At 45.7% G+C, this 26496-nt stretch carries 21 protein-coding genes and 2 pseudogenes; 11 read left to right on the forward strand and 12 right to left on the reverse strand.

Going from position 1 to position 26496, the window contains the following annotated elements; genetic code table 11:
• Window positions 1-5: 5 nt before the first annotated feature.
• Together BKN38_RS11620 and BKN38_RS02095 are read left to right on the forward strand one after the other, a co-directional pair.
• Complete coding sequence (locus BKN38_RS11620; protein WP_256325512.1) at window positions 6-134, forward strand: hypothetical protein; 129 nt, start codon at window positions 6-8, stop codon at window positions 132-134.
• 740 nt (window positions 135-874) lie between these two features.
• Window positions 875-1606 carry an outer membrane beta-barrel protein gene (locus BKN38_RS02095; protein ID WP_066454551.1) on the forward strand — a complete coding sequence of 244 codons (732 nt, stop codon included), beginning with the start codon at window positions 875-877 and terminating at the stop codon, window positions 1604-1606.
• 915 nt (window positions 1607-2521) lie between these two features.
• Here the strand turns inward: BKN38_RS02095 and BKN38_RS10510 are convergent.
• From BKN38_RS10510 to BKN38_RS02115, 4 genes and pseudogenes are all read right to left on the reverse strand, one after another.
• Window positions 2522-2647 (reverse strand): annotated as a pseudogene (locus tag BKN38_RS10510) (aminomethyltransferase beta-barrel domain-containing protein); the annotation flags it as partial.
• A 94-nt stretch (window positions 2648-2741) separates the two neighbouring features.
• A complete protein-coding gene (locus BKN38_RS02105) occupies window positions 2742-3740 on the reverse strand; it encodes a pyridoxine 5'-phosphate synthase (protein ID WP_324737594.1) in 999 nt (332 codons plus the stop codon).
• A complete protein-coding gene (locus BKN38_RS02110) occupies window positions 3724-4263 on the reverse strand; it encodes a hypothetical protein (RefSeq protein ID WP_066454542.1) in 540 nt (179 codons plus the stop codon). Before BKN38_RS02110 ends, BKN38_RS02105 begins: the two co-directional genes overlap by 17 nt.
• Window positions 4264-4269: 6 nt before the next feature.
• On the reverse strand, window positions 4270-5187 hold the full coding sequence (locus tag BKN38_RS02115) for a copper chaperone PCu(A)C (protein ID WP_066454541.1): 918 nt from the start codon (window positions 5185-5187) through the stop codon (window positions 4270-4272).
• A gap of 216 nt (window positions 5188-5403) precedes the next feature.
• On the opposite strand from BKN38_RS02115, the gene BKN38_RS02120 reads away from it, so the two are divergent.
• The 3 genes from BKN38_RS02120 (at window position 5404) to BKN38_RS02130 (ending at window position 7144) form a co-directional block, all read left to right on the forward strand.
• The gene (locus BKN38_RS02120; RefSeq protein WP_066454539.1) at window positions 5404-6237 is read left to right on the forward strand and encodes a flagellar hook-basal body protein; all 834 of its coding nucleotides are present in this window, start codon (window positions 5404-5406) and stop codon (window positions 6235-6237) included.
• A 187-nt stretch (window positions 6238-6424) separates the two neighbouring features.
• The gene (locus tag BKN38_RS02125; RefSeq protein WP_066454535.1) at window positions 6425-6703 is read left to right on the forward strand and encodes a hypothetical protein; all 279 of its coding nucleotides are present in this window, start codon (window positions 6425-6427) and stop codon (window positions 6701-6703) included.
• Window positions 6704-6769: 66 nt separating this feature from the next.
• Window positions 6770-7144, forward strand: a complete 375-nt coding sequence (locus BKN38_RS02130; RefSeq protein WP_066454533.1) for a hypothetical protein — start codon at window positions 6770-6772, stop codon at window positions 7142-7144.
• Window positions 7145-7423: 279 nt separating this feature from the next.
• Here BKN38_RS02130 and BKN38_RS02135 read toward each other — a convergent pair whose 3' ends face one another.
• The 8 genes and pseudogenes from BKN38_RS02135 to BKN38_RS12230 form a co-directional block, all read right to left on the reverse strand.
• Window positions 7424-8161: a fumarate reductase iron-sulfur subunit gene (locus BKN38_RS02135; RefSeq protein ID WP_066454530.1), complete on the reverse strand. Its 738-nt coding sequence runs from the start codon at window positions 8159-8161 to the stop codon at window positions 7424-7426.
• Entirely contained in the window at window positions 8161-10131 is a 1971-nt protein-coding gene (locus BKN38_RS02140; protein WP_066454528.1) for a fumarate reductase flavoprotein subunit, read from the reverse strand. Before BKN38_RS02140 ends, BKN38_RS02135 begins: the two co-directional genes overlap by 1 nt.
• The gene (locus BKN38_RS02145; protein ID WP_066454527.1) at window positions 10132-10902 is read right to left on the reverse strand and encodes a fumarate reductase cytochrome b subunit; all 771 of its coding nucleotides are present in this window, start codon (window positions 10900-10902) and stop codon (window positions 10132-10134) included. It lies immediately after the preceding gene.
• 389 nt (window positions 10903-11291) lie between these two features.
• A complete protein-coding gene (locus BKN38_RS02150; protein ID WP_066454524.1) occupies window positions 11292-11945 on the reverse strand; it encodes a response regulator in 654 nt (217 codons plus the stop codon).
• A 63-nt stretch (window positions 11946-12008) separates the two neighbouring features.
• The gene (locus BKN38_RS11625) at window positions 12009-13874 is read right to left on the reverse strand and encodes a sensor histidine kinase (RefSeq protein ID WP_070957668.1); all 1866 of its coding nucleotides are present in this window, start codon (window positions 13872-13874) and stop codon (window positions 12009-12011) included.
• Window positions 13867-15519: a DUF4200 domain-containing protein gene (locus tag BKN38_RS02160; protein WP_066454519.1), complete on the reverse strand. Its 1653-nt coding sequence runs from the start codon at window positions 15517-15519 to the stop codon at window positions 13867-13869. The genes BKN38_RS11625 and BKN38_RS02160 overlap by 8 nt, the downstream gene beginning before the upstream one ends.
• Before the next feature lie 308 nt (window positions 15520-15827).
• Entirely contained in the window at window positions 15828-18125 is a 2298-nt protein-coding gene (locus BKN38_RS12225; protein WP_104720852.1) for a 3'-5' exonuclease, read from the reverse strand.
• A 450-nt stretch (window positions 18126-18575) separates the two neighbouring features.
• A pseudogene (locus BKN38_RS12230) lies at window positions 18576-20297 on the reverse strand (UvrD-helicase domain-containing protein); the annotation flags it as partial.
• A gap of 226 nt (window positions 20298-20523) precedes the next feature.
• Here BKN38_RS12230 and BKN38_RS02170 point away from each other — a divergent pair.
• From BKN38_RS02170 to BKN38_RS02195, 6 genes are all read left to right on the forward strand, one after another.
• A complete protein-coding gene (locus tag BKN38_RS02170; RefSeq protein WP_066454510.1) occupies window positions 20524-21417 on the forward strand; it encodes a hypothetical protein in 894 nt (297 codons plus the stop codon).
• Between the two features lie 21 nt (window positions 21418-21438).
• A complete protein-coding gene (locus BKN38_RS02175) occupies window positions 21439-21669 on the forward strand; it encodes a hypothetical protein (RefSeq protein WP_066454508.1) in 231 nt (76 codons plus the stop codon).
• A 465-nt stretch (window positions 21670-22134) separates the two neighbouring features.
• A complete protein-coding gene (gene glyQ / locus BKN38_RS02180) occupies window positions 22135-23064 on the forward strand; it encodes a glycine--tRNA ligase subunit alpha (RefSeq protein WP_066454568.1) in 930 nt (309 codons plus the stop codon).
• 25 nt (window positions 23065-23089) lie between these two features.
• A complete protein-coding gene (locus BKN38_RS02185) occupies window positions 23090-23842 on the forward strand; it encodes a Nif3-like dinuclear metal center hexameric protein (RefSeq protein WP_082942477.1) in 753 nt (250 codons plus the stop codon).
• 9 nt (window positions 23843-23851) lie between these two features.
• Entirely contained in the window at window positions 23852-24565 is a 714-nt protein-coding gene (locus BKN38_RS02190; protein WP_066454497.1) for a zinc ribbon domain-containing protein, read from the forward strand.
• Between the two features lie 72 nt (window positions 24566-24637).
• Window positions 24638-26449, forward strand: a complete 1812-nt coding sequence (locus tag BKN38_RS02195; RefSeq protein ID WP_066454495.1) for a 3-deoxy-D-manno-octulosonic acid transferase — start codon at window positions 24638-24640, stop codon at window positions 26447-26449.
• Window positions 26450-26496 lie beyond the last annotated feature (47 nt).

Raw genomic sequence — 26496 nt, forward strand, 5'->3', positions numbered from 1 at the left:
GCTTTATGGTGGGAGGCAAAGCGCGGATCCTTTTTGACAAACGCACGCTAGAAATCCTAGATTTCCTCGTGCGCGATAAGAAGCTAATCATCAAAAAACAAGGCGCCCACGCCTTCTACACCGCCAAACGCTAAACGCCATAGCCGATATTTCCACACTCGCAACATCACAAAAACCGCGCCATCGAGTCATTGCAAGGATTCACAGAGTCCAAAGCAATCCATATATGACATACAATCTAAAATCTATAGTTTTTCGCGGTTTGCTAAAGAAGCTACGCTTTGCGAACGAGAGCGTAGCTCGAGCGTGGCAATCCATTTGGGGCAGATTCTGTAGTTTTTGTGGATTGCTAAAGAAGCTAGCGCTTTGCCTCACCTTGCTAGCGCAAGTCTCGCAATGACGATTGAAAAATTATAAATTGCTTGTAGAATCCAAATTAACAGCGCTAAACCAAAAACACCAAACTCACACCAAAACGCCAAATGCCAAACCCAAAATCTAACACCTAAAATCTCGCATCCAAAACCTATAGCCAAATTTTTAAAAAGTCGCATCTAAAACCAAATCTTTACAAAAACTCAAAATCTTTCAAAATTGGTGGATTTTGGAAAATTTTGCTTGTTTTTGGATTCTGCTAATCTTCAAAATTTTGTCTCTTAGCTTAATATTTGCTTAGCATATTACTTTTAGATACATAGCTATAAAATGGCTTAAAATATCGTATGTAACGATGTTTTATCGTTTTGAAAATCAAAATTTCGCGCGAAAAATCAAAAAAAAAAAAACGATTTTATTTTTAATTAAGTCTAAAAAATTGCCTTGTAAAATCCCGCCATAGCCCAAACACTGGGCGTAAAATTTTTAAGGAGAAGACATGACAAGAGTAAGCAAACTTTCAGCAGCGCTTATCCTCTCTGGTGCGCTTGCGAGTGCTGGCGTAGCGGGCGAGAGTGGCGCATTTGTGGGCGTGGAGCTAGGTGCGGGGATTTTGACGCAAACGCAAGCAGGTAGCGGAACTTTTTCACCAGACCCATCAGTATCGACTGAAATTAGCCAACAACAAGGCAGAGCCAATGTAGGACTTGATTGGGGTGTAAGGCTAGGATATCAGCTATACTTTACCCCTACACATGGTATGCGCGTATATGCAAGCTATGGCATGGCACATGTATATCCATCTAGCCTTAGCGCAAAAGATGGAAGCAACACTGCTTCAGAAAACACATATCTTACCGGGCAAAGAATCGATCTAAATATCGATTATCTAGTGGATTTTATCAAGGCAGAAAATGCTAGTGCTGGTGTGTATGCTGGTATTTTTGCTGGATATTCTGAGATTTCTGCCAACTCAAGAGCCAAACAAAACAACACCGCAGAATCTACACCCACTCAATTTATCGGTGGCGTAGGCTTGGGTCTAAATCTAGGTATCCAAACTACGCTTGCCAAACATCATAGAATCGAGTTTGGCGCTAAGATCCCATTCCTAGGACCAGTGCGCGAGAGAACAGGCGTGATAAGTGATGGGATAAATATGACAGATATTTCCACTCACACATACTTCAAATACGCAAGTGTAGGTGCTAGCTACTCTTTTGTATTCTAGTTTGATTCTAGGCTAGCCTTATTTGGGCTAGCTTGGGATTTTGTGGTTTGATTGTGATTTGACTTTTATTTGATTCTTGATTGACTCGGTGTGTTAAGCCTCCAACGCATTGACTATGACTTTGTATTCTATCTTTGATTTTACATTCTGCGATTTTGTATTTTGACTTTGTAAGATTTGCAAACTTCTTGTGAGATAATCTTTTACTGCGCTAGCTGTAAGGTTTTATTTTACGTTCTGTGCCAAGGCTAAAAACATTATTCTGCCACACATATTTGCACCCCACGCGCTAAAGCTAGATTCTGATAAAATTTGCTTCCATCATTGCTAAAAAACTAACGCTTCGCGAGAAAGCCGCAGGCTGACGAAGCAATCCATAAAAAAATCCGCAAAGTTTTAGATTCTGCCACAAATTACAATTCGCCTTTATGTTTTGCATTGGATTGCTTCGCTAACGCCCGCAATGACGACTAAAAGACAGGAGTCTCCTTTATGTTGTGTTTTTGCTCATAATAACAATCATTGCGGAGGATTCACAGAATCCGAAACGATCTATTTGAGTATCAAAATCTAGCTTTGCATTTTTTGTGCTTTTAGATTCTAGTTTTAGTCGCCAAACTCTTACGTTTATCGCAGTTTTTACAGTCACCCTCCTTTTCTAAAGAAGCTGCGCTATGCTTTGGATTTTGCAAATCCTCACAATGACGATTTTGCGGTGTGGATTATCAAAGAAGCCAAAAACCACAAAACTAAGCCTTCTCCAAGTCGCAAAAGCAGATAGTAAAGAAAGGTATTGTAAAGAAAGGTGGTGCTTGCTTACGCTGCCAAGCCACAAAAGCGGCCCTAATATGCGTGCATGGATTATAAAAGAACCCTCTACGCCACACTCAAACTTACACCTATATTGCATTTGAACTATACCAAAACACTGCACTCGCCATGCACTATCACTCCGCCGCCAAGCACGCAGTCTTTTTCATACGCCACGAGTGCTTGCCCTTTCGCCACGCCATACGCCGACTCTGATAGATACGCGATGATGCCTTCACCACTGTGCTAGCTCATCTTTGGTGCCTGCGACTATCTCAAATGCCACGCAGAATCTAAAAGCGGTGTCTTAAACTAAATCACAAACTCACCAAATCGCGTGGGCAATGACATCTTGCATATCTTTGATAGCGCGCTCTAGCCCTGTTATCACTGCGCGCGCAATGATGCTATGCCCGATATTTAGCTCGGTTATGGGCGCGATTTGCGCGATTGGTGCGATGTTTTCGTAGTTTAGCCCATGCCCTGCATACACGCCAAGCTCGAGACTTTCCGCATAGCTAGCCGCGCGCTCAAGCATAGCGATAGATTCTAGCAGCTTTTGGTGCAGTGTATCGCGCGGGAGTTGCAGCTCTTTTGGCGCGTTGTGCGAGTGTGGCAGGCAGGAGTAGAGCATCGCGTGCAGGTTGGCATACGCGCCGGTGTGAAGCTCTATGCCATCAGCGCCTAGCTCTTTTGAGCGCTTGATAGCCTCTGCGCTTGGGTCGATAAAAGTCGCGACTTGGATTTGGCGGGATTTGAAGCGCGCGATGGTAGATTCTAGGTTTTTAGCGCGCATATCAAGCCCGCCCTCTGTGGTTATCTCCTGCCTTTTTTCTGGCACCAGCGTGACTTTGAAAGGCTTCAAATCGCACAAAATATCCACCACGCCGCCTTTGCTTAGATCGCAAGCACACTCGACATTTACCGGCAGCGGCGAGCTTGCGATAATGCGCGCGACATCGATCTCATGGATATGTCGGCGGTCTTCTCTTAGGTGGATGGTGATTTGCTCGACTTGGCAGTTTTTGGCGATAAATACCGCTTCTAGCGGGTCTGGCTGGTGGATCTGCCTCGCTTGGCGCAAAGTGGCGATGTGATCGATGTTTAGCCCAAGATCAATGCGCCTGTGGATTCTGGTGCTTGCACTATTTTTATCTATGCTATTTTTTTGCGCGGTGTTTTTATTTGCGCTATTTTGACTTGCGCTATTTTGACTTGCGCTATTTTTGGCGTTTGGCGCTCTATTCTCTCGCGCGCTATTTTTATGCGCGTTTGTCGCGGTTGCGCCGCTTGCGTTGGCATTTTTCTTATTTTCTTTTGGCATCAAAATCCACCCCTTTTTCTAGCATTCCATGCTCATCAAAAAGCGCCATGCGATATTCCATGACCTCCTCCGTGCAGCTAGACATCGTGGCTTTGCCCTCAAAGCTCCCATCCTCTAGCCGCCGAAAATGCACGGAAACCTCGCCCATATCCATATTTAGCCCATAGATTCTGCCTTCCAGCTCGCGCGATGTCGCGCCCCTGACTTTGAAAACGACGCTTTCTAGCGCATAAATATCGCGCGGACTCGCCTCGATTTCTATGTTTTGGTCTTGTTCTTGCGCGTGGCTGCGCTTTGGCAGTGCGAGCTTGCAGACGCCCTTATTTAGCATGCATTGCCTTGTTCGTGGCCTGTCTTGCGTGTCTTGGCTGGTTTGGCGTTTGCTGCCGCCGATTATCATCTCTTTTAGCGCGTATGGCGTGCCTCTGCCCCAAGCTAGAAACATAATAAGCGCGCACAAAAGCGCCACGCCTAGCGTGATGATGGACTTTTTTACTTGGTGTTTTCTTTTGGGTAGTTTCATGTGTGCCTAGTGTGTGTGGGATTGATGCGCGTCATGGGTGTGCGCGTTTTGGGCGTTGTTGTCGTTGTTGTCTTGCGTGCTATTGTCGTGCGCGTGGCTATGATTTGCGGGCGCGGCGTGGTTTGGCATACTATCTGGGCGCTTGATGATAGGGATTTCTAGCTCTAGGGTGAAATCTCGCGCGCTAGAATCTGCTTTGGCATCCGCATTTTTAGATTCTAGCTTTTTGGAGCTATGTTCTGCAGAATCTATGGATTCTATGGATTGCTTCGCGCCTTGCGCTCGCAATGACGAATCCAGCGCGCTAGAATCTATTTTTTTGCTTTGCGCGCTTTTGGATTCTGCTTTTTTGGCGGTTTTGGATTCTTTGGCGCTTTTGGATTCTGCGCCAGAATCCGCGCTTTCAAAATCCACTTCAGCATCCGCCCCAAACACCAGCGCGATTTTTATTTTTTCGCCATCTTTGAGCGCTTTTGGCAGGCGCATTAGCATGATGTGGTCGCCCTTGGGCGCTAGCTCTATGGAGGATTTTGGTGCGATTTTTAGGGATTTTAGCGTATACATTTGCATGGCACCACTTTTATCCATTTTCACGCTGTGAATCTCGGCTTTTGCGCCCGCCTCGCTTATGATGTGCGCGCCTTTTAGCGAGATTTCCGCATCGCTATCGTTGGCGATTTTGCCAAATGCTGCGCTTGAAGTGCTATCGCCTATCGTCTCAAATGCATAAAATCCGCTAGGCTTAATAAGCTGAATCTTTGCTATTTTGCTAGATTCTGCGCTGGGTTTTTCGCTGCCTTTTGCCCTAGAATCTATATTGCTAGATTCCGCGTTTTTGGATTCTATATTTTTAGATTCTGCATTTTGCGCGCCTAGAGCGCAGACTCCCGCCGCCAAAACAAACGCCACCAGCGTCTTTTTCATTAGATTCTCCTTTATGTTTGCTAAAAACTTTTAAGCAAACATAATACCCAATCAATGATTAACCGCACAAAACAACCAAATAAACATAAGACAATCAACATTTATACCGCAAAAGTGCAAAAGCATTAAAATGCCTAAAACCAAGCTGGTGCAAATCTGACATATTGGAACTCCTTTTGCTTTGATAAGGGCATCTTAATCATTGCAAGGATGTGTATGATAAATGGCTACTATTCCGCTACGGGCGGCATGGTTACGCAGTTTAACCGCCTCGATGTCGTCTCTAATAACCTAGCCAACCTCAACACCAACGGCTTCAAGCGCGATGATGTCGTGGTGGGCGATTTCCTGCGCCTCTATAAAGAAACGCAAGACACGCTGCCGATAAAAGACCACACCAGAGCCGCCGCGCAATATCTCAATCGCAACCTAAACCGCGTGCCAATCATCAGCGAGGAATACACCGAGTTTGAGAGCGGCGCGATAGCACAGACGGATAATCCGCTGGATTTCGCGCTGCAAAAGCCAAACGCGTATTTTGCTATCCAAACGCCTGATGGCGTGCGATACACGCGCGATGGGAGCTTTGTCATAGATGATGAGGGGTATATCGCTACCAAGCAGGGATTCCGCGTGCTTTCGCGTGCTGGGATAGATGGCGGCGGCGGGATACTATCTGCGCCCGGCATGCAGATAGAAGCGGACAAAAATGGCAATATCTACTTCCGCAATATCGCCAATGAAGAACAAGGCGAGGTGGTGGAGGGCGGAAGCATCGCGATAGTGAAGTTTGACAATCCAAAATACTTGCAAAAAGTCGGCAACAACCTATACAGCTACCCAGAAGAGAGGCTAGATGATAGGATAATCAGCGTGAATGATGGCTCGCTGGCGCAGGGTTTCATCGAGAAAAGCAATGTAAATGCTATCAAGGAAATGACTGCGCTAATCGAGACGAATCGCTTGGTGGATATGTATTCCAAAGCGATGCGCACATTTGTCGATGACTTCGCGCCAGAGGCTATCGGCAAGCTTGCTGTGCGCGCGTAGCTTGGCGCATTGCGTGCTTTGGGGCGTGGCCACATTTGGAAACATTTGCGCCAACACTTAGAATCTTTAATGTTTTGTTACAGCTACTTCTGTGTCTGTTCTCATGGTATTTCCTTGATATTTTGTGCTAAAATATTGTATATTTTATAAGACACAAGCTACTAGCCACAATATAGGGAGCGCAAAAATGAGAGAAATATATCAATCGCAGCTAGAATATATCACTAGAAAAGTATTGAAATTTATTTGGGCGGTATTTGGTGCAGGCGGGGCTTTTGTTTCTTTGATAGCTTTTTGTATTATGCTAGCTCATCCAAATGATATATGTGCGATTATTATCGTCTCGTGGCTTGCATTTATAATAATTTTTGCACTCTTATCTTATTTTATAGTTGTGATTGCTATGTTTCTTGGCGTATTGTATGAAAAAATAACAGGGCGCCACACATATGGCTTTGATTCTTAAAAACAAAGAGTTTAAAACCCCTAACGCTTAAAAACGCTATCATTGCCAAAAACAAAAGGTGCGGCGATGATAAACTTCAGAAACCTAAGCAATTCCAAAGAAAACGACAAAAAACACCAAGAAAACCTAGAAAAACAGCGCAAAGCTCTAGCTACACCGCTGCAACACATCTCGCCTAGAGAGAATGAGAAAATAATCAAAATCGATAAATTTATTTTTACGACTTTTGCCAATATAGAATCGCTGGATTATGAGCTAAGTTTGGGGATTTCAAAGGTGGAAGCGATAAACAAAAACTACTATTTAAAAATCGGCGGGAATGAGGAGCGGGTGAGCTTTGAAGCTAGGATTTTTATAGAGCATTTGGCGCATTTTGGTGGCTTGCTGGATAAGATAAAAGATAGAAAGCCGCTAAGCTTTTCCACTCTAGAATCCAAATAGAGTTTGTAGTATAAACCAAAACTCAAGTTGTTACTGGGCATTCCTATAGCAAACAAATAATCTAATCTTTGTATTTATTTGCTTCGTGACATATGTTTAAAGCCCCGCTAGACTCCAAGGATTTTATCTCGGACTTCGATGGCGGATGCTTGAGATTTGTGTATTTTGACTTTAAAACCTTGGATTTGTCATAAACTACCAAATCTTAAAGCCAAAATACCAGCTAAAAGCCGGCTTTTCACCACAAGGCTTTTTAAAGTTGCAGTGCCTGCTAAATCACTATCTGCCTACAGACACCATTTTGCGGCGTAGGTAGGCGATTTTGCTTTGTAGTGGCAGATTTTTAGGGCATGTGTCATGGCATGCGATGAGGCTCATACAGCCAAACACGCCATCATCATTACCCACTAGCTCGTAGAAATCCTCATCAGTGCGCTGATCGTGAGAATCTATCATAAATCGCACCACGCGATTCATCCCAGCACCACCGATAAAATCCTCTCGCATAAGCTTCGTAGCGCAGCTTGCGATACAGCAACCACACTCGATGCATCTATCTAGCTCAAACACATCTTGCGCTTCTTGCGGCTCGATTGGTTTTTCTAGCTTTGAGATATCCACCTTTTCATTGCTATGCACCCAGCTTTCCACGCGTTTTGTCATACCAGCAAACCACTCGCCTGTATTTACGCTCAAATCTTTGATAAGCTTAAACGCTGGCAAAGGCATGATAGTAATCACATCTGGAAAATCCTTAGTCAGCGTGCGGCAAGCAAGGCGCGGACGCCCATTTATCATCATAGAGCAGCTTCCGCAGATCCCCGCACGACACACGAAGTCAAAGCTAAGATCTGGGTCTTGCTTCTCTCGTATGAGGTTTAGCGCGATAAAAATCGTCATAGAATCCGTCTCTTCTAGCTTGTATTCTGCAAAATGCGGCTTTGAGACGGCGGATTGTGGGTCGAACTTCAGCGCGCGGATAGTGAGCGTCCTTCCTTTTGTGTTGTGATTTTCCATTATTTATCTCCTAGTCGTTGGTTTCTGGCTTTGTATTTAGGCTGCAAATCAAAATCCATAAGCGCTTGCTGAAGCTCGTATCTGTCGCCGCCTCGCGCTTGCACTTCTTGCGTGATTTGATCGATTTGCGCTTGTCGCTTAGCAGAATCTGGATTCTCTATGATGTTGCCCTTCGCTCCATATCCGCGGAATCCGGGCACTATCTCCATTGTCATGATATCCAAATCCTCATAGCTTATCGTAGGCAGCGTTTGCTCCTCGCTCTCCCATGAAGCAAGCGTGCGTTTTAGCCAGTTTTCATCATCGCGCTTGACATAGTCTTCGCGGCTATGCGCGCCTCTAGATTCTGTGCGAAGCGATGCGCCAAGCGCCACACAAAGCGCTAGTTTTATCATTTTTGGCACGCGATAGGCATCTTCTAGCTCTGGGTTGTTGTGGAGCTTTTTGTTTTTGATGCCGATGTTTTTGCTTCGTTTATACAGCTCTTCTAGGCGTTTTACCGCATCTTCTAGCCCTTTGCCCTCGCGGAAAATTCCCACATCTGCTTCCATCACCGCTTTCATCTCATTTTTTAGCTCATAGACATTTTCATGTCCGCTATTATTGATGAGTGATTCTAGATGTGCTTGCTCTTTTTTGACAAATTTTTCAAGGACAGAAGTCTCAATATTGGCATGCGCGCCTTCGCAATACTGCGCGAAGAAATCGCCGATAATCATACCGCTTACCACCGCCTCACTTACAGAGTTTCCGCCAAGTCGGTTAAATCCATGCAAATCCCAGCACGCAGCTTCGCCCGCAGCAAAAAGCCCTTTTAGTGCGCTGTGTCCTTTATAATCAGTGCGGATTCCGCCCATAGAGTAGTGCTGCATGGGTTTGACTGGCGCCCATTTTTCTGCTGGATCGATGCCAGCGAAAACTTGGCAAATCTCTTGCACATCTCTTAGATTGCGCTCGATATGCTCGCGCCCAAGGATAGAAATATCTAGCCATAGATGTTCGCCATACGCGCTTTTTACACCTTTGCCCTCGCGGATTCTTTGTATCATTCTGCGAGAGACGACATCGCGGCTTGCTAGCTCTTTTTTCTCTGGCTCATAGTCTGGCATGAAGCGGTAGCCATCGACATCGCGCAAGATCCCGCCATCACCGCGGCAGCCTTCTGTGAGCAGAATCCCGCTTGGGAAAAGAGGAGTGGGGTGGAACTGCACTGCTTCCATGTTGCCTAGCTTTGCCACGCCTGTCTCCATAGCGATAGCCACACCTATGCCTTCGCAAATCACTGCGTTGGTGGTGTTTTGATAGATTCTGCCATATCCGCCGGTAGCTATCATCGTGCCTTTTGAGACATACGCGCTAAGCTCGCCAGTGATGAGATCGCGCACCACAGCGCCATAGCATACGCCATCATGATGTATGATTCTGATAGCTTCTTTGCGATCTTGTATATCTACGCCATGTTTATAGGCTTCATTTGCCACAGCATAGAGCATGGAGTGCCCGGTAGCATCGGCTGTGTAGCATGTGCGCCATTTTTTAGTCCCGCCAAAATCTCTTGAGTGGATGTATCCATGGCGGAAGTCTTCTTCTGTGATGGTTGTTTTTTGTGCGTTGATGATAGCAGTGCGATCGCCTTTTTGGATTCTAGTCCATGCCACGCCCCAAGAAGCTAGCTCTCTAATAGCCTTTGGCGCGGTGGTTACAAACATCCTCGCTACTTGCTGATCGCATCCCCAGTCGCTTCCCTTTACAGTATCTGCGAAGTGCAAATCTTCATTGTCGCCATCGCTCATTTTTGAGTTGCCAAGGCTTGCTTGCATACCGCCTTGCGCTGCAGCGGAGTGGCTGCGTTTGACTGGCACAAGTGAAAGCACAATAGTGCTAAGTCCGCGCTCTTTTGCTGCGATAGAGGCTCGCAAGCCCGCAAGCCCGCCCCCGATAATCAGTGCATCAGAATATACTACTTTCATTTACTCTCCTTTTCCTTTTGTGTGTTCATCTATCAAGCGATATTCATGTATGCTTTTTTCTGCATCCAAGCCCATACCGATTTTGACATACGCAGCATAAGAGCAAAGTCCTAGCACGATACACACCACTGATAGCCCCCATTTGATAGCGCGAAGATTTTTTAGCCCTAGCTTTTCAAACCATCCCCATTTGATGCATAGGCGATAGAGCCCTATAGAGCCATGCAGCTCCACTGCAAAAAGCAAGAAAATATAAAGCAGCCAGAAGTTTTGATGAACAAAGCGGAAAGATGACGCTAGCGGTCCTATGTTTTCTGGCTGTGTGAGATTGACAAACAAATGCGGTGCTGCTAAGAAAAACATAGCAAAACCAGTCGCTGCTTGTATCACCCAAAGGCTTGTGTCGCTGTGTTTCATAAGGTGTTTGTGAGTTTTTAGCACGATAAATTGTCGATAATTTATCGGGAATTTTCGCAATGCCAAAAACGCATGCACCACAAGTGCCGCGATAACCACCGCTGCTACGATGCTAACGATGATAGGCTTGCCAGCCTCGCCAAAAATCAAGCTTCCCTCAAAAAACTTCGTAACCCAAAACATCGCCTCTGTGCTAATCAAAATACTAGAGACAAAAAGTAGATGGGCAAGCATAAAAAGCCCCAAAAATAGCCCTGTAGCACTCTGCCAAAAATCCAGTCGCGCTGGCATTTTGCTCTTTTTGCGCTCGGGCGTAACGCCTGTGTAGCTCTCGATAATCCTATCGTCTCGCATTTGCTCTCCTTTGTTGTTTTAGCCTCATTAGGCACTAGATGCATTATAAATCATTTATTAACAAAAACACCTAAAAAATAAGAATTTATCAAGAAGCTTTGAAGTTGGGAATATTTCGCAAAATAGGCTCTAGCAGCACCCGCGCACAGTTTGAGGGCATATATTTTGGTAGCAAAATGATAAGAATCTCTATGTAACTTTTTTACGCGCTTATGAAGTTTGGGCTTTGGTTTGGTGGATTCTATAGGTCAGATAGATTTTGGGCGGATTTTGGGCGGGCTTAGTGGATTCTAGGCGAATTGGCAGATTAGCAAATTCTAGGCGAAGCGCAAAATTCCAGCAATCGCGACAAAACGCAGAATCTAGATTCTAGCCATTTTGCTACTATCTCACACATTTGGCGTGTTGATTTTATACACTTTGTTGCGGATTTTTACGAGCAGTCCTACTTCCATGAGCTGATGAAATGTCTTTACAATCGTTGGTTTGCTGACATTTAGCTCGGCGATTATGTCTTCATACGAGCCATAAAACATATTTTCCTCATCGCAATGCTCGAACAAAAACTTGATAATTTCTATCTTTTTGCCGCCGACAAATGTCGAGATAGCGCTTAGCAAGAGGTCGTTGTTTTTGATTTTTTTGGCTTGGATTCTAGGGAGTATGGCTTTGCGTAGCGTGGCTAGAAGCTCTTGGATATCGATAGGCTTTAGTATGTAGCCATCCACGCCTAGCCCTATGGCATCTAGGAGGTATTGCACCTCGGTGTGCGCGGTGGCGATGACGATGGGGCATTGGGTGTTGTGCCTGCCCTCGCGGATTTTGCGACACAAATCGATGCCACTCATCTTTGGCATAAGAATATCTGTCAGCACGATATCGACATTATGCGTATCAAAAAGATCAAGCGCCTCAATGCCATTTTTTGCCACCAGAATCCTATCCATATAATCCTCTAGCACCATAGCCGTCACGCGCGCCACATCATCATTATCCTCGACATAAAGGATGCTAAGCGGCTTTAGTTCTGGGTATTCTTGCATATTTTGCTCCGAAATTTTTCGAGATTTTTGAAGCGGCTTGTTTGAAGTCGCGCCCCAAATTTTCTACTCCAAATACAAAGGAAATCTTATCATAAAAATCGCACCAAAAAACTCTTTGCCAAGAGGCGCGCAATGCCAAGAGGTATTTTTCACCTCGATGCTACCATGCATCTGCTTTTCGATGATTTGCTTTACCATATATAGCCCGATGCCCGTGCCTACGGATTTGTGCTTGGTAGTAAAATATGGCTCAAAAATCTTTTCTATCTCTGGAATCTGAATCCCGCCGCCATTATCCATTATCAAAAGTTCGGCTATTTTTTCGGGCGTGTTTGGCGCGCTAGGCGCATTTGGCGCTTGGGTTTTGGATTCTAAGTTTTTGGATTCCATATTTTTAGATTCTGCGCGGGTTTTGGATTCTAAGTTTTTGGATTCTGCGTTTTTAGATTCTAGTGTGCTGGCATCTACGCATCTTAGCTCTATTTGTATCACGCCTTGCGCGCCCTGTGTGCTAGCGTTTTTAGATTCTGGTATCTTATCACTAGAATCCACAAAATCCGCGCCTTTAGATTCTGGCGATGCCTTCTCGCCAAACGCTTTCTCGCTCAACACCTTCTCACTCAACACCTTCTCGCTTAATACATCTTGCGAATTTTTGATGATATTTAGCACCACTTGACTAAACGCATTTTCATAGCCAAACACCAAAAGCCCCGGCGTATCTTGGAAAAATACCTCGATATTGTTCTGCTCTAGCGTAGGCTTTATGAGCTTCAAAGAATCCTCGATGCTTTTTGATATGGAAAAATTTGCGCGCTTGATATTTGGCTGGAAAAAATTGCGAAAATTTTCTATCGTTTCTGACATATTTTTGGCGATTCTTATCGCATCATCGCTGTGATTTTGCACAAACTCATCGCTAAGCTTCCCGCGCTCGTATTTGACGCGGAAGCTTTGGATAAGGATGATGAGCGAGTTTAGTGGCTGTCGCCACTGATGCGCGATATTTTGTATCATCTCACCCATAGACGCGAGCCTTGCTTGCTGATACATGATTTGATCTTTTTTGCGCGATTGCTCGATTTCATACTCTATCGTTTTTTGCAGATTCTCGTTTGTCGCTTTTAGCGCGCGCGTTTGATGCTCGATAGTTTTTTGCAGCTGCTGATTTACACCTCGCGCAAACGACAGCACCATCGAGACAAAATACAGCGTCCCGCAGCTCACAAGCCCCGCAAAAATAAGCAGCACCCACAAAGTCGCTTTATAGAGTGAATCAGTGATTTTTGTCTGCACGAGCGAGATTTCTATATTGTTTTGAAACAAAATATCGATTTGGTTGTTGATATTAAGGCTATGCGTGATGATGTCTTGTGGCGCGGGATTTGCGCTAGCAGGCGCGTTTGGCAAGATATTTTGCGTAGAATTTTGCGCGGAGTTTTGCGCCACTTTTTGCGCGGAGTTTTGCGCGATATTATCAAGATTATTTTGCGTAGATTCTAGAATCTGCCTAGTCGCAGAGAGCTCATTTTGCAGGGATTTTATCGACTCTTGCTTGCGAGCAGAGAGGCGTGCGATTTTCTCCACCTCATTGCGCAAAAATAGATTCTGATAAAACGAGCGCAAAACGACGATAATGTCCTGATTTACATAGCTTGAAGTGTAGGATTCCCACTCATTCATCATCGCATCATATTTGCCTAGCAGCTCATTTGGCTTGAGAAATGCCGCGGAGTTATAAAACTGCTCGATTTTTTGCAGCGTGCTTGTTTTTTGCAGCTGCATAGCGAGATTTCTATCATACTCGTATTTGAGCGCAAAAAGCGCTAGAAACGCGATCGCACACACCAGCACAAAGCCAAGCGCGATGAAAAATAGCAAAATCTTTGCTTGGGATTCAAAGCCGAGATTGCGATAGCGTTTATACATTATTGTCGAGATCCTCGATGACTTCGCCGATGCAGAAGCTAAACGCGCGCGCTAGATTCTCAAATCGGCGTATGCTTTCTTTGTTTTCGCGCGTGATGAGATTTATCTCTGCTTGCGCTTTTTTCTGGTCATCATAAAGCTTATGGATGCTTTCTTTTAGCTGCGCGCTTTGGGTTTTTAGGCTAGAGATGGCATCTAGGGTTTGGATTTTTTGCTGCAAAATGCCATTTATGATTTTTGTCATCGCATTGCGCGTCTCGACATCGGTATTTTGCTGCTCGAGACTTTTTGCTTTTTTGGCGTCGTATTCTTGGGTTAGCATATCGATTTGAGATAGTTTTTCTGCTATGGCTTTGTCGTTTTGCTGGAGTGTTTGCTCGATTTTTTGGAGCGTGTCTTGTGTGGTGGCGATTTTTTGTTTTTGGGCTTGGATGGCGGTATTTACGCTAGTTTCCGAGCGCAAAATATATTCTATGTCATTGAGACTCCACACTTTAGAATCCACATCTTGGATAAGCAAAATATGCACCGACTTACCATTTACACTGCGATTTTGCCCATCAAAAAACGACACGAAACGCTTGGCAGCCGCGTTTGCAGTCATATTTGTGGCATTTGCAAGCGCAGAATCCCCAAGCAAATCCAAAATCCCTTGTGCCAATATCCCATAAATCGCGCCTTTGCTGCTGCGATAATACTCGATGCAATAATAATTGATAATCGTTGGGCTAAACTGCGCGCTGGCGCTAGAATCTATATTTTTAGATTCTGCGCTTTTGGAATCCGCGTTTTTGGAATCTACATTTTTGGATTCCGTGCTTTTAGATTCTGCCTCGCTTTTTTTGCCGCTGTTTTCAGGCGCGCCCCCTGCAAATGCTCCACCTTCAGACGCGCCCCCTGCAAGCACGCTTTCTATGCATTTCGCGAGATTTTGGATAAAGCCAAAAGAAAAATTGCTCAAAAAATCAATCGGGGCTAGCGCGCTAAGTCTTTGCGCGATGATATCCTGCGTGACTTGGCGTGCAAGCGCGCTTAGATTTGCATCTTTCAAGGCATTTGTGATTTTATCTTTTGTCGCGCTATCTAGCAAGGATTCGATATTTGAGGGCTTTTTTAGCTCGCGGATTTTGGCATTATTTTCCACCAAATCAAAATCAAAATTTTTGATATAAGGCTCAAGATTGTTGAAAAACAAGCCATCGCGCTCATTTAGCCCCAGAATCTTTTTCATCGCACTCCGCACGATATCGCGCACCAGCGACTCATCTTTGATGGCGCTATTTTGCATATACGCAAAAGCATCTTTTATGCATTCTGCGCTTTTTTCGCTGTTTTGGAGCGTTTTTGTGTCGCGCTTTTCGCTCAAATATCGTATGAGAAAATCCACATAGGCGTTTTTTTCTGGGTTTGTGATGCTGGTTTTTATCTCGACAGAATCCGCGCGAAACATCACCACCGCGCGCATCCCGCGCTGTGCTAGAAAATCCACCACCGCTTTTCTTATCGTGTCTTTTTCAGCATCATTATGCGCTAGAAGCGCGCCTATCGCCACTTTGCTCTGCGCCAAAAAATCCTCGAAATTTTTCTGCGCCAAAAATTCTTTTGTCATTTGATTGATAGATTCTAGGTAAAGCCCTTGATTCATTTTTGTCCTTGAAATGCCTTTTTTAGCTTTTTGAGCCCTTTATTTTGGGGCTTTATTTGTAGCTTTTTAAGTTTTTGGCGTTTTGGTCTTGTTGAAGCCTTTTGATTGAAGCCTTTTGGCTTTTATCTACGCTTGGCTTTTGTGCTCATTTTACTTGCGTTATTTTTTGCGATTTTATTCTTATTTTTTTTATATTTGGATAATGTCGCGCGCTTTTTCTTATTTTTGCGCGATTTTGCATCATTTGTTTGGCGCGATTTTGCGCTATCAAAGCGACAATCTGCAAAACTCAAATCAACGCAAGCGCCTCACACCCGCACCCACTCGATATTATCGCGCACATAAATGATGTAGCCTTTGATACTTTGCGCGGCTTGCTTGCGCTCTAGCGCGCTGATATATTCTTGCACTTGGGCGATGTGGTTTTGGCGCTTCAAGCCGCTTTTGTAATCGATGACGATTAGAGATTTTGCGATGCTTTGGGTGTTTTTGGATTCTGTGCTTTTTGTGTTTTTAGATTCTGCCTTTTTAGATTCCCATTTTTTAGACTCTTGAGATTCCGCGATATTTGGCGCGCTGGCATCCAAATCCTGCGCCAAATCCTCATCACACCACGCCAAAAAATCAAGCCTTTTTAGCGTAGAATCCTCAAGCAGCGGCACCTCCACCGCCACTTTTTGCGCTTGATGAAGAAGCATTTTTATGCGATTATCGCGCATGAGATTATCGATGCGCGCCTCTATTTTATCTAGCGTGCTAGAATCTAGCGCGAAGTGATTTTGCACGATAGAGCGCAGTGCCTCGCCACTCACGCCAAAGCCCAGCCGATACTCAAGCCCCAAATGCAGCGCCTCGCCAAAGCGGATGCTAGCGATATTTGGCACGAAAATCTCATCCTCGCTGCTAGATTCTTGGCGCATGAAGTTTGACTGCGCGCCGAAATTTTGCTGGCGCAAGATGATGGGCGCGGATTCTGTAGAATTTGCAGAATCTTGAGAATCTGCGAAATCTTGAGAATCTTTAAAATCCGCAAGCTCTTTAGAATCTACCAAATCTTTAGAGTGCGACAAATCCGCCAAATCCGCGCTTGTGGTAGAATCTAATTTTTTAGAATCCGCGTTTTTAGATTCCTCGTTTTTAGATTTTTGGTTCTGGCTAGAGTCTTGCGCGCGATTTTCTTTCATCGCTTTTGTGAAAGTTTCTAGCGCGCAGCTTGGCTCGCTCAAAAGCCTATGCAAAGCCCCAAAATCATACCCGCCCCGCTTATAAATAATATCCGCGCTATAAAGCCCAAAGCCTATATTAGATTCTGCTTGGGAATCATCCGGCGCGCTATTTTGAGAATCTGGGCTAGATTCTGCCATATCTGTGCGCTGTGTTTTGGATTCTATTTTGGATTTTGCTTTTGTTTGTGCTAGATTCTGCGCGTGAGAATTTACCACAGAATCCGCCTCAAAACTAGAATCCGCGCCAAACTCCCCTTGCAAATACACCTGATTTTTTATCGCTTCAAACTCGCTTTTCTCATCTTTGGCAAGGATGATGAGCCCCTTTTTTGCGCGCGTGCAAGCGACATACAGCACATTATTTTTCTCATTTTCGCTTTTTTGCACCGCCAGCTCATTGGCGCGCTGATATAGGCTATCGACTTTGGCGCGCAGATCCCCGCCACTAGATAGATTTGCCTTTGGCAGGCGCAAAAACGAGCGGCTAGCCCCGCTATTATCATAATGAATCATCGGCGCTTTGGTGCTTGGGCGCGCGCTTGAGAGCCTATCTAGCACGATGACATAGGGGTATTCCAAGCCCTTGGAGCCGTGAATCGTGAGAATTTTTAGCCCGCTTTGATGCTCGTTTGGCAGGGCTTGCGTGCTAGAATCTAGCGTGGCAAAAAACTCATCGATATCGCCAGCGCCGATGCTTGACTGCAACAGCACCTGCGCGCTTTTATCGCCGATGCCAAACGCTTGGATGAATGCTAGCAGATAAGCGCTCGGGCGCGCGAGATAAGGGAAACTATCAAGACCCTCAATACCCTCACGACTCGCGCTACCGCCGCTATCATGACTATCATGCGCGCTATGTATCGCCGCGCAAAGTTTGTGCGCCACACACTTAAGCGCGCTTTTATCACCAAACGCCGCCTCGCCAAGCAAACAAGCCAGCTCATAGAGATAAAATCTCGCATACCTATCTTGCATAAGCGCTAGATATAAGGGCGTGGATTCTAGCGTCGCGCTAGGATTTTGGGCGCTTGGCGTGCTGGCGGATTCTGGTGTGGTGCTAGAATCTAGCGCGGATTTTGGCGCGTTTTGTGTGCTTGGTGTGTTTTTAGATTCTAGCGCGCTTGGCAAATTTTCTATGGTTTTTTGAAACTTTAGATTCTGCATCGCTTTATAAAGCGCACTTGTCGCTTTTAGCGCGCTTAGCAGGATTTTGACACTTTGTTTGCCTAGCAGATTTTTGGACTCTTGCGTGAGCTTCACGCTAGGAAAGCGCGCGCGTATCTCCTCGCCCACGCTCAAAATATCGGCATTTGTGAAGCACAAAATCGCGATATCCTCCTCCTTGATACCAGAATCTAGCAAAATCGCGAGATTATCCATAGCACAGTTTAGCAGTGCTTGGCGCTTGCTTTGGGCGTTTGGCGCGCTGGATAAATCCGCGCAAGTCTGCACGCAGGCAAAGCCGCCGATTTTTGCGCTTTGTGTGTTTGAGTCTTGCGCGCTTGCTTCTTGTGGAATCTTCTGCGCGATATAGTTGCTAAAAATCCCGCCAAACACGAGATTTACAAAATCCACCACCGCGCTAAAAGAGCGGTAGTTGTAAGGCAGGTTTTGCGTGATGATGCGGTTTGTGGATTCTGCTGTTTTGACATCCCGCGCCGCGCTAGAATCTAAGCCAAAATCCGGGCCAGCATTCACACCAAAATCCACGCCAGAATCCACGCCGCGCGCCAAACTGGATTTTGCGCCAGAATCCACACTAGAAGCCGAGTTGGTAATGCGCTCGAAAAATCCGCTATCGCTATCGCGGAAGCCATAGATGCTTTGCTTGCTATCGCCCACGATAAAAAAGCTGCGATTAGCCAGCGTCTGCGCATCCGCGCTGTCTCCCAGCACGCGCGCGCCATAGCCGGCGTAGATCTCCTCGATGAGCGGCTCTAGGATTTTGTATTGCATAGGGTTGGTATCTTGGAATTCATCTATCAAAATATGCGTGATTTTATCATCCATGCGAAAATAGAAAAACAGCGGATCAATACCGATGCCTTCATCGATGTCCTTACGCGCGCGCGCAGAATCCGCGCCAAAATCTGTGCTGTGAGTTGCACCAAAATCCTCATCTGGATTCTCGCTATATGGCGCATCTTGCGCTAGGAGTTCATAGGTTTTTAGCGTGCAGTCGTTGAAACTTAGCGTTTGCGTGGCAGAGATTATGCGATCTTTGGCGGTTTTGTAGGCATAAAGCACCTTGGCGATATAGGCAAAAATCGCGCGCTCGGTTTGATCAAAATACGCACGAAGGGCATCTTTTAGCTCTTGCGTTTTGGCTTCAAAGGCACTTTGCAGGGCAGAATCTTGGCGCAAAATCTTGCGAAAATATTTATATTCTGCCGGATTTTCTAGCCAAGTAAAAGTCAGCGATAAAAGCTCATCCATATTTGAAGCGCTTAGTGCTTTTAGCGCGGAGGGGCTTGGCGGGTCTTTTTCTAGCGCGCCTTGGATGAGCATATTTTTTAGCTCTTGCAGGATTTGCAAGCAGGCGGATTCTAGCGATTCTAGGGCGTTGGCGGCGCTAGAATCTAGCATTTTGTATTTGTCAAAAAAGGCTTTTGAGAAGTGGATTTTGTCATCAAAGCAGCGGCGCACGAAGTCCATAAACCCATCAAAGCCATCAAAAGAAAATTTCTCGCAAAAATCGCTGATTTCTTGGAGGGCGTTTTTGTTTGGCGGTGTTTGGCTTGATGTGCGGGTGTTGGTGCGCGTGGTGGAATCAAACGCATTTGCATCGCTTTTGCAAAGATTTTGCAAAAACTCCTCGATAAGCGCGTCGTTTATCTTGGCATTTGCCTCGCTCATCTGATAGTCCGCGCTAAGCCCCACAAACCAGCAAAACTTTTTCAAAATCGAGTTAAAAAACGCATCTATCGTCATTATGCGCGCGTGCGATTGGAAAAACTCGCGGTAGATTCTGGGCGCGTTTTGATAGATAAAATCCCGCGAAAATCCTTCATTTTCTAGGAAGCCAATAAACGCTGCCGCTTTAGAATCTGGAGCCTTAGAATCTAGCGTTTTAGAATCCGGCTCGCTAGAATCAAGCGTTTTGAAATCTGGCGTTTTGGAATCTGACTTGCCAGAATCTAGTTTTTGCAAATCCATATTTTTGGATTCTGCATTTTTGGATTCTGCCTCATTTGATGCTGAATTTTGCGATTTCGCCAATACAGGTTCTCTATTTTGATGCGCGATATTTTTGGATTCTAGCGGATTATTTTCATCACTTTTTGGATGATTTTTGGCGCGGATGCTAGCATTTGCCAGCTCCTTTAGCGCGCCTTTGATGCGCTCTTGCATCTCTTTGGTGGCTTTTTTGGTGAAGGTGAGCGCTAGGATCTCGCCCGCCTTCGCGCCTTGGAAAAGCAAAATCACATAGCGCATACTTAGCGCAAATGTCTTGCCGCTGCCAGCAGAAGCGGTGAGCGCTAGAAATGGCTCTTTTAGCGTGGGTTGTGCTGGCGGCGTTTGTAGTGCTGGCTGGCGCGGGGGCTGCGCTATTTGCATCATTTGCGCGGCTTGAGCGGTTTGCGTTGGGCGAGTCGATTGTGTTTGCGTGCTTTGCGATATTTGCGATATTTGCGTTTCTCGCACGATGTTTTCCATATTTTGCTCCATCTTTGCAAAATGCCAAATCCAAAAAATGCAAAAAATCAAAACTAAATTATAATTTGTTGTTGTCGATTTGGTATCATAGCGAAATTTTACTTAAGATTAAGGAGTGAGCATGAAGTCCATCACACACAACCTAAACAGTGCATCTACCAAGCTCTTTTCCGCCAAATCTTCTTTGGCTTCCATATTTTTGGGCGCTGCAGTGGCTTTGAGCGCGAGCCTCACGCATCTAAACGCAGCGCCCGATGCCAATAACACCTATAGAAACCTAAAAAGCTCGCAAAGCACACTGACAAAGCAGTTTGCAAGCGGTTCTATCGTATCCGGCTCTACCTATGGTAGCAGATCCACCAACGCCGCGCGCCGCTGGTATATTTTCAATGAAGGCTCTGTAGGCGGCTCTTACACGATGCTAGGGCAGGCGAATTATTGGGCGGTGGATCTTGGCTACCATATCTATCTGCGCTCGATTGAATACACTGTTTTGGGACTAAACTTCATCATCGGCGCGGAACTAAACTTCCCTATATACCTAAGCGCAAATGGCAGATCAAACATCTTGAGCGATCATCGCCGATTTGAGACAGAAGAATCCGATGGCATCAAAGGCTGGGGGCTAGAGCTTCCTGCGATGATTGGCTTTGAGCGAAAAGGGTTTTATCTCGTGGGGCTTGTGGGCTATGGCTGGCAATTTATGAGAGAGACTTATACCAACCAAGTAACTATAAATAACCAAAATAGAGGTGCACATCCTGTCATCGAGACGCAATACGATGGGCTTATCTATGGCGCTGGGATTGGCTATAAGGCTACCAATATTCTAAATATCGGATTCCGCTATACTTATGGCAATATGACAAACCGCTTTAAAAGCACAAAGTTTGATGACTCGGCTGTGCTAAATGGGCTAGATACTACTAACAATAGCATTACCGCAGCGCGCGGACGCGATTTGTATAGCATCGATTATCACAAATTTATGCTATTTGCCGCGATAGTGTTTTAATGGTTCTATACTAAAGATATCATGAGCAGAAAAGAGCGCGTCAAAGTCACGATAGATATCGCCAAAAGCGGTTTGTTTATTTTGCTTACCGCGCTTTTTGGCATATTTGCTTTTGTGGTGGTGCATGTAGAGACTATCAATACTTTTCAAGCAGTAGCTTGCGCACTTGGCGCAATTGTGCTTAGTGCAGCTTTTTATTTGCTAATCCGCTTTCTTTTGAGGCAACTTGATGAGCTGGAGGAATCAGAATGATTGGATTAATTTTGGCTATTTTTATAATCTGCTTGTTTGCTGGGCTGATAGTCTATGCGGCAAAAGCCCTAACAGATGCGTGCATAAAATAGCGTTTATCTGACTTGTTGGGCTTAAGTTAGCGCAAATCTTGCGCTAGATTCTGCTTTGATTTATTGTTTGCTATTTTCTCTCTATTAAATACTTTTACCACCCAAGCTTTAAGCACAAAAATGATAAAATCCGCGATTTAAACCAAAAAGGCGCAAAAAGGCATCAAAAAGCCAAAAACGCCAGAATTTAAATAATCCTAAATTTTGCGCGCACATTTCACGCGCGACGCCAAAAGCATATATCAAGCGCAAATCGCGAGCGCAAAACAAGCACAAACCAAGCGCGCGCCAAATGCAAACCAAGCATAAACAAAACACAAACCAAGCGCATACCAAACACAAACTAGAATCCAAAGGAGCGACTTTACCCATGGTGCGAAGTTTTTCAGATATTTTACTAGCATTGCAGAAGTTTTGGAAAGACCAAGGCTGCATCATCTTGCAGCCCTATGATATCCCAGCGGGTGCGGGGACTTTTCACCCAGCGACTTTGCTTAGGAGTCTAGATTCTGGCGCGTGGAGCGTGGCGTATGTCGCGCCCTCCAGACGCCCCACAGATGGGCGCTATGGTGAGAATCCAAACCGCTTAGGAAGCTACTATCAGTTTCAAGTGCTGATAAAGCCAAGCCCGGAAAATATCCAAGAGCTGTATTTGCGCTCGCTAAAGGAGCTTGGGCTAGATTCTAGCGCGCATGATGTGCGATTTGTCGAGGATAATTGGGAGTCGCCAACCCTTGGGGCATGGGGGCTTGGCTGGGAGGTTTGGCTTGATGGCATGGAGGTTACGCAATTTACTTATTTTCAGCAAGTGGGCGGCGTGGCGTGCGACCCGGTGGCAGTGGAGATAACCTATGGCGTGGAGCGCTTGGCTATGTATATACAAGGCGTAGAATCCATATTTGACATCATTTGGCAAACCTCTAGCGATGGGAAAATCACGCGCTATGCGGATGTGCATCTAGAGGGCGAGTATGAGTTTTCTAAATACAACTTCGAAGTGGCAGATACCAAAATGCTTTTTGATGCGTTTGCGATGGCGCAAGATGAGGCGAGGCGATGCCTAGAGGCAGGGATTCCGCTGCCGGCGTATGACTGCGTGATGCTATCATCGCATTATTTCAATGTGCTGGATGCTAGGAAAGCTATCTCTGTCGCAGAGCGCCAAAACTACATCCTAAAAATCCGCGAGCTTGCCAAAGGCTGTGCGCTGCTATATAAAGAACAAGAGCCAGAGCGCCAAAAGCGCCTACAAAACGCGCTAAAATCCAGCGAATCTGGCAAATCCAACAAATCCGGCAAATAAACAAAACGCAAAATAAGGCGACACGATGGCGATGCTTATCTCTCATATCTATGAAATGCTAGATTCCATAAGCCCTTTTAGCCTGCAAGAAGCGTGGGATAATAGCGGGCTAAACATCGGCAACATGCACCAAGAGGTAGAATCCATACACCTAGCCCTAGAGCTAGATATGAAAATCGCGCGAGATTTGCCGCCGCGCGCGCTTATCATCACGCATCACCCGCTTATTTTTGCCCCGCTAAAAGCGATAAACACCGCAAGCTACCCAGCAAAGCTTATAGAGATTTTGCTGCAAAAGCAATGCGCGCTGATTGCCATGCATACAAACTTTGACACCACGCATCTAAACGCGCATTTTACCCGCGAGATTTTGGGATTTGCAAACGCGCAAGCACAGGGCATCGCGCAAATGTGTGAGATAGAGCCCACGCCCATAAGCGCGCTGGCGATGCGCTGTAAAAATGCGCTTAAACTAGAGCATATCCGCTACACGAGGCTAGATTCTCGCCAAAAAGAGCTAGAAATACACCGCGTGTATGTCGTGTGTGGCTCGGGTGCGAGCTATGCGCGAGAGATTCTCACGCCAAATAGCTGCCTCATCACCGGCGATGTCAAATACCATGACGCGATGTGCGCGCAGTGCGTAGATGTGGGATTTATCGATGTGGAGCATTATGCTAGCGAGCGCGAGTTTGCAAAAATCCTCAAAAGCATTTTGCAAATTAAGCACCTTAATGCTACAATAGCGCCTAATTTTTCTCCATTTTCTTATGTATGAAGGACGACGATGAACAAAAATTTGCAACAGCTCATAGAAATCGCGCAAATCGACAAAGAATCCGACGCGCTAATCCCCGCTATCCAAGAAAAACGCGCCACGCTTGATAAACTCATCGAGCAAAAAGACACGCTAGATAGGACCAAAACGCTTATCGATGAGGAGCGCCAAGAGGCAAACCTAGCCATCGCGCGCAATGAAACTTCTATCCAAGAAAACAACCAAAAGATAGAAAACATCACCAAGCGCATAAAAGATGGCTGCTCGGATAGAGAGGCGCGCACGCTAAGCATCGAGGAAGACCTCTGCAAAGAGCAGATAAAGCATGCCAACCAAGAAATCGAGCGGCTAAACAAAGAAATAGATGCCAAAAATGCTAGAGAAAAAGACATCGACAAACAAATAAAAGAGCTAGAATCTAGCATCAAAGGCGAGCAAAGCCAAGCGAGCACGGCGATTGATGAGATAAAGAAAAAGCAGCAAGCGATTTTTGCCAAAAAGGACAAATGCATCGACTCGATGGATCAAAAAATCATCTCATTTTATGAAAAAATCCGCAAATGGGCGAAAAACACCAGCGTCGTGCCGGTGAGTCGCAACGCATGCGGGGGCTGCTTCATACGCCTAAATGACAATGTCCTAAGCGCGCTTGAAGACAAAAACAACACCGACATCACTACTTGCCCGCATTGCGGCAGAATCATCTACATCGCAAACGACTAGCGATAGCCGCTAGCCAGCAACCCACGCAGGCTAGCGACTCGCACGACTAGCGCTACTTACTCTATGCACGCTATGCACGCACAAAATCCACTAGAAAATCCACCAAAAAACGCAGAATCTAGAAAAGTAGATTCTGGTGCTTTAGATTCTGATATTGATTTGCAAGCTGCACGCGCGCGAGTTTCACGCGCGCAAATTACACAAACTACGCCAGCACAAACCACGCACACACAGGCTACACCAGAGCAAACCACAAGCGCGCAAGATTCAGGCAAGCAGACTACAGACGCGCAAACTACACAAACCAAAACCCAGCAATTTAGCGCATTTGGCAATTTTATGTGGCATGCTTTTTATCGCCTTTTGTGCGCGATTTTGTGGATCATCGCCCTACCCTTTCTCATAGCAAGCGCCTTTCGCCAAAAGCACCGCCTCTCCATTCCTGCGCGATTTTTCCCTTTTCTTATGCCACTTTTTGCGCGCTTTTTACTGCCTCGTTCATACTGCCAAAACGCAAGCCAAACAAACCAAATAAACCAAGCCAACAGCGCAGAATCTAATCATACAAAAAACACAAAACCAAGCGCGCCAGATTATCGCGCCTCTTTTGGCGGATTTTGCAAGGATTTTGCGCCAGATATTTGGATACATGCCTGCTCTTTTGGCGAGGTAAAATCCCTAGAGCCTATCATAAATGCGCTAGATTCTACCAGCGCGCAAGAGCTACAAACCACACCACACGCAGAATCCAAAAACCACGCCAGCCACTCAAACCTCACAAATAGCGCAAACCACGCCACAAACGCCCACGCAAACAACGCCGCCCCGCCAAACATCCTCATCACCACCATCACGCAAACCGGCTTTGAGCTAGCGCACAAGACATACGCCGCGCGCGCGCATATCCGCGTGCATTTTCTGCCTTTTGAGATATTTTTGCCTTTTTATAGGCGGCGATTTGGCACGCTAAAGACGCTTATCGTGACAGAAGCCGAGCTTTGGAAAGAGCTTTTTTGGAGCGCGAAGCGCGTGGGGGCATTTACCATGCTTATAAATGCGCGCATCTCATCGCGCTCATATCCCAAATACACGCGATTTGCGCGCTTTTATAGAAGGCTTTTTGACTCTATTGATTTGGTGCTGGCACAAAGCGCGGCGGATAAGGCGCGGCTAGAATCCATAGGCGCAAAGCGCACGCTAGATTTTGGGAATCTAAAGCTTTTAAACACGCCAGCAGTGCATACGCGCTATGCTAAGCCAAAAGAGCTTTTGCTAATCGGCGCTTCCACGCATCCAAGCGAAGAGGCGCTGATACTCGATGCGTTTTTGGCACTCAAAAAAAGCGAGCCCTGCAAGCTTGTTTTGGCGCCTCGCCACCCAGAGCGATTTGGCGCGGTATGGAAACTGCTAAAATCCTACCCGCTGACATGCGCCAAACTTAGCGAGATAAATGTAAATAATGTAAATCTAGATTCTACGCTAGATTCTGCCAAAACCGCACCAGAATCCACCCCAAAAGCACCGCCAGAAATCCCTCTGCCAGATGTCGATGTGCTGCTAGTCGATAAGCTTTTGGAGCTTAATAATTTTTATCGCATCAGCAATATTGTCATTTTGGGCGGCGCGTTTGTGCCAGTGGGCGGGCACAATCCGCTAGAGCCGGCATTTTTCCACGCCAAACTCATAAGCGGCAAGCATATTTTCAACCAAGAAGCGCTATTTGCCTGCGTAAAAGGCTACAAGTTGATTGAGCCCTCCGAGCTAGAATCCACGCTTTTATACCACGAAAGCCTCGCGCCCACTAGCATCAGCAGCGCAGAATCCAAACTGCAAGAAATAATAAATCTCATCAAAAATCACCAAACCCAAAAAGAGTCACAATGAAACCAACAAAACCAAAATCCACCAAAGCAGTAAAAACCAAGCAAAAC

It is taken from the genome of Helicobacter sp. CLO-3, assembly GCF_001854545.1.
GTDB lineage: Bacteria > Campylobacterota > Campylobacteria > Campylobacterales > Helicobacteraceae > Helicobacter_B.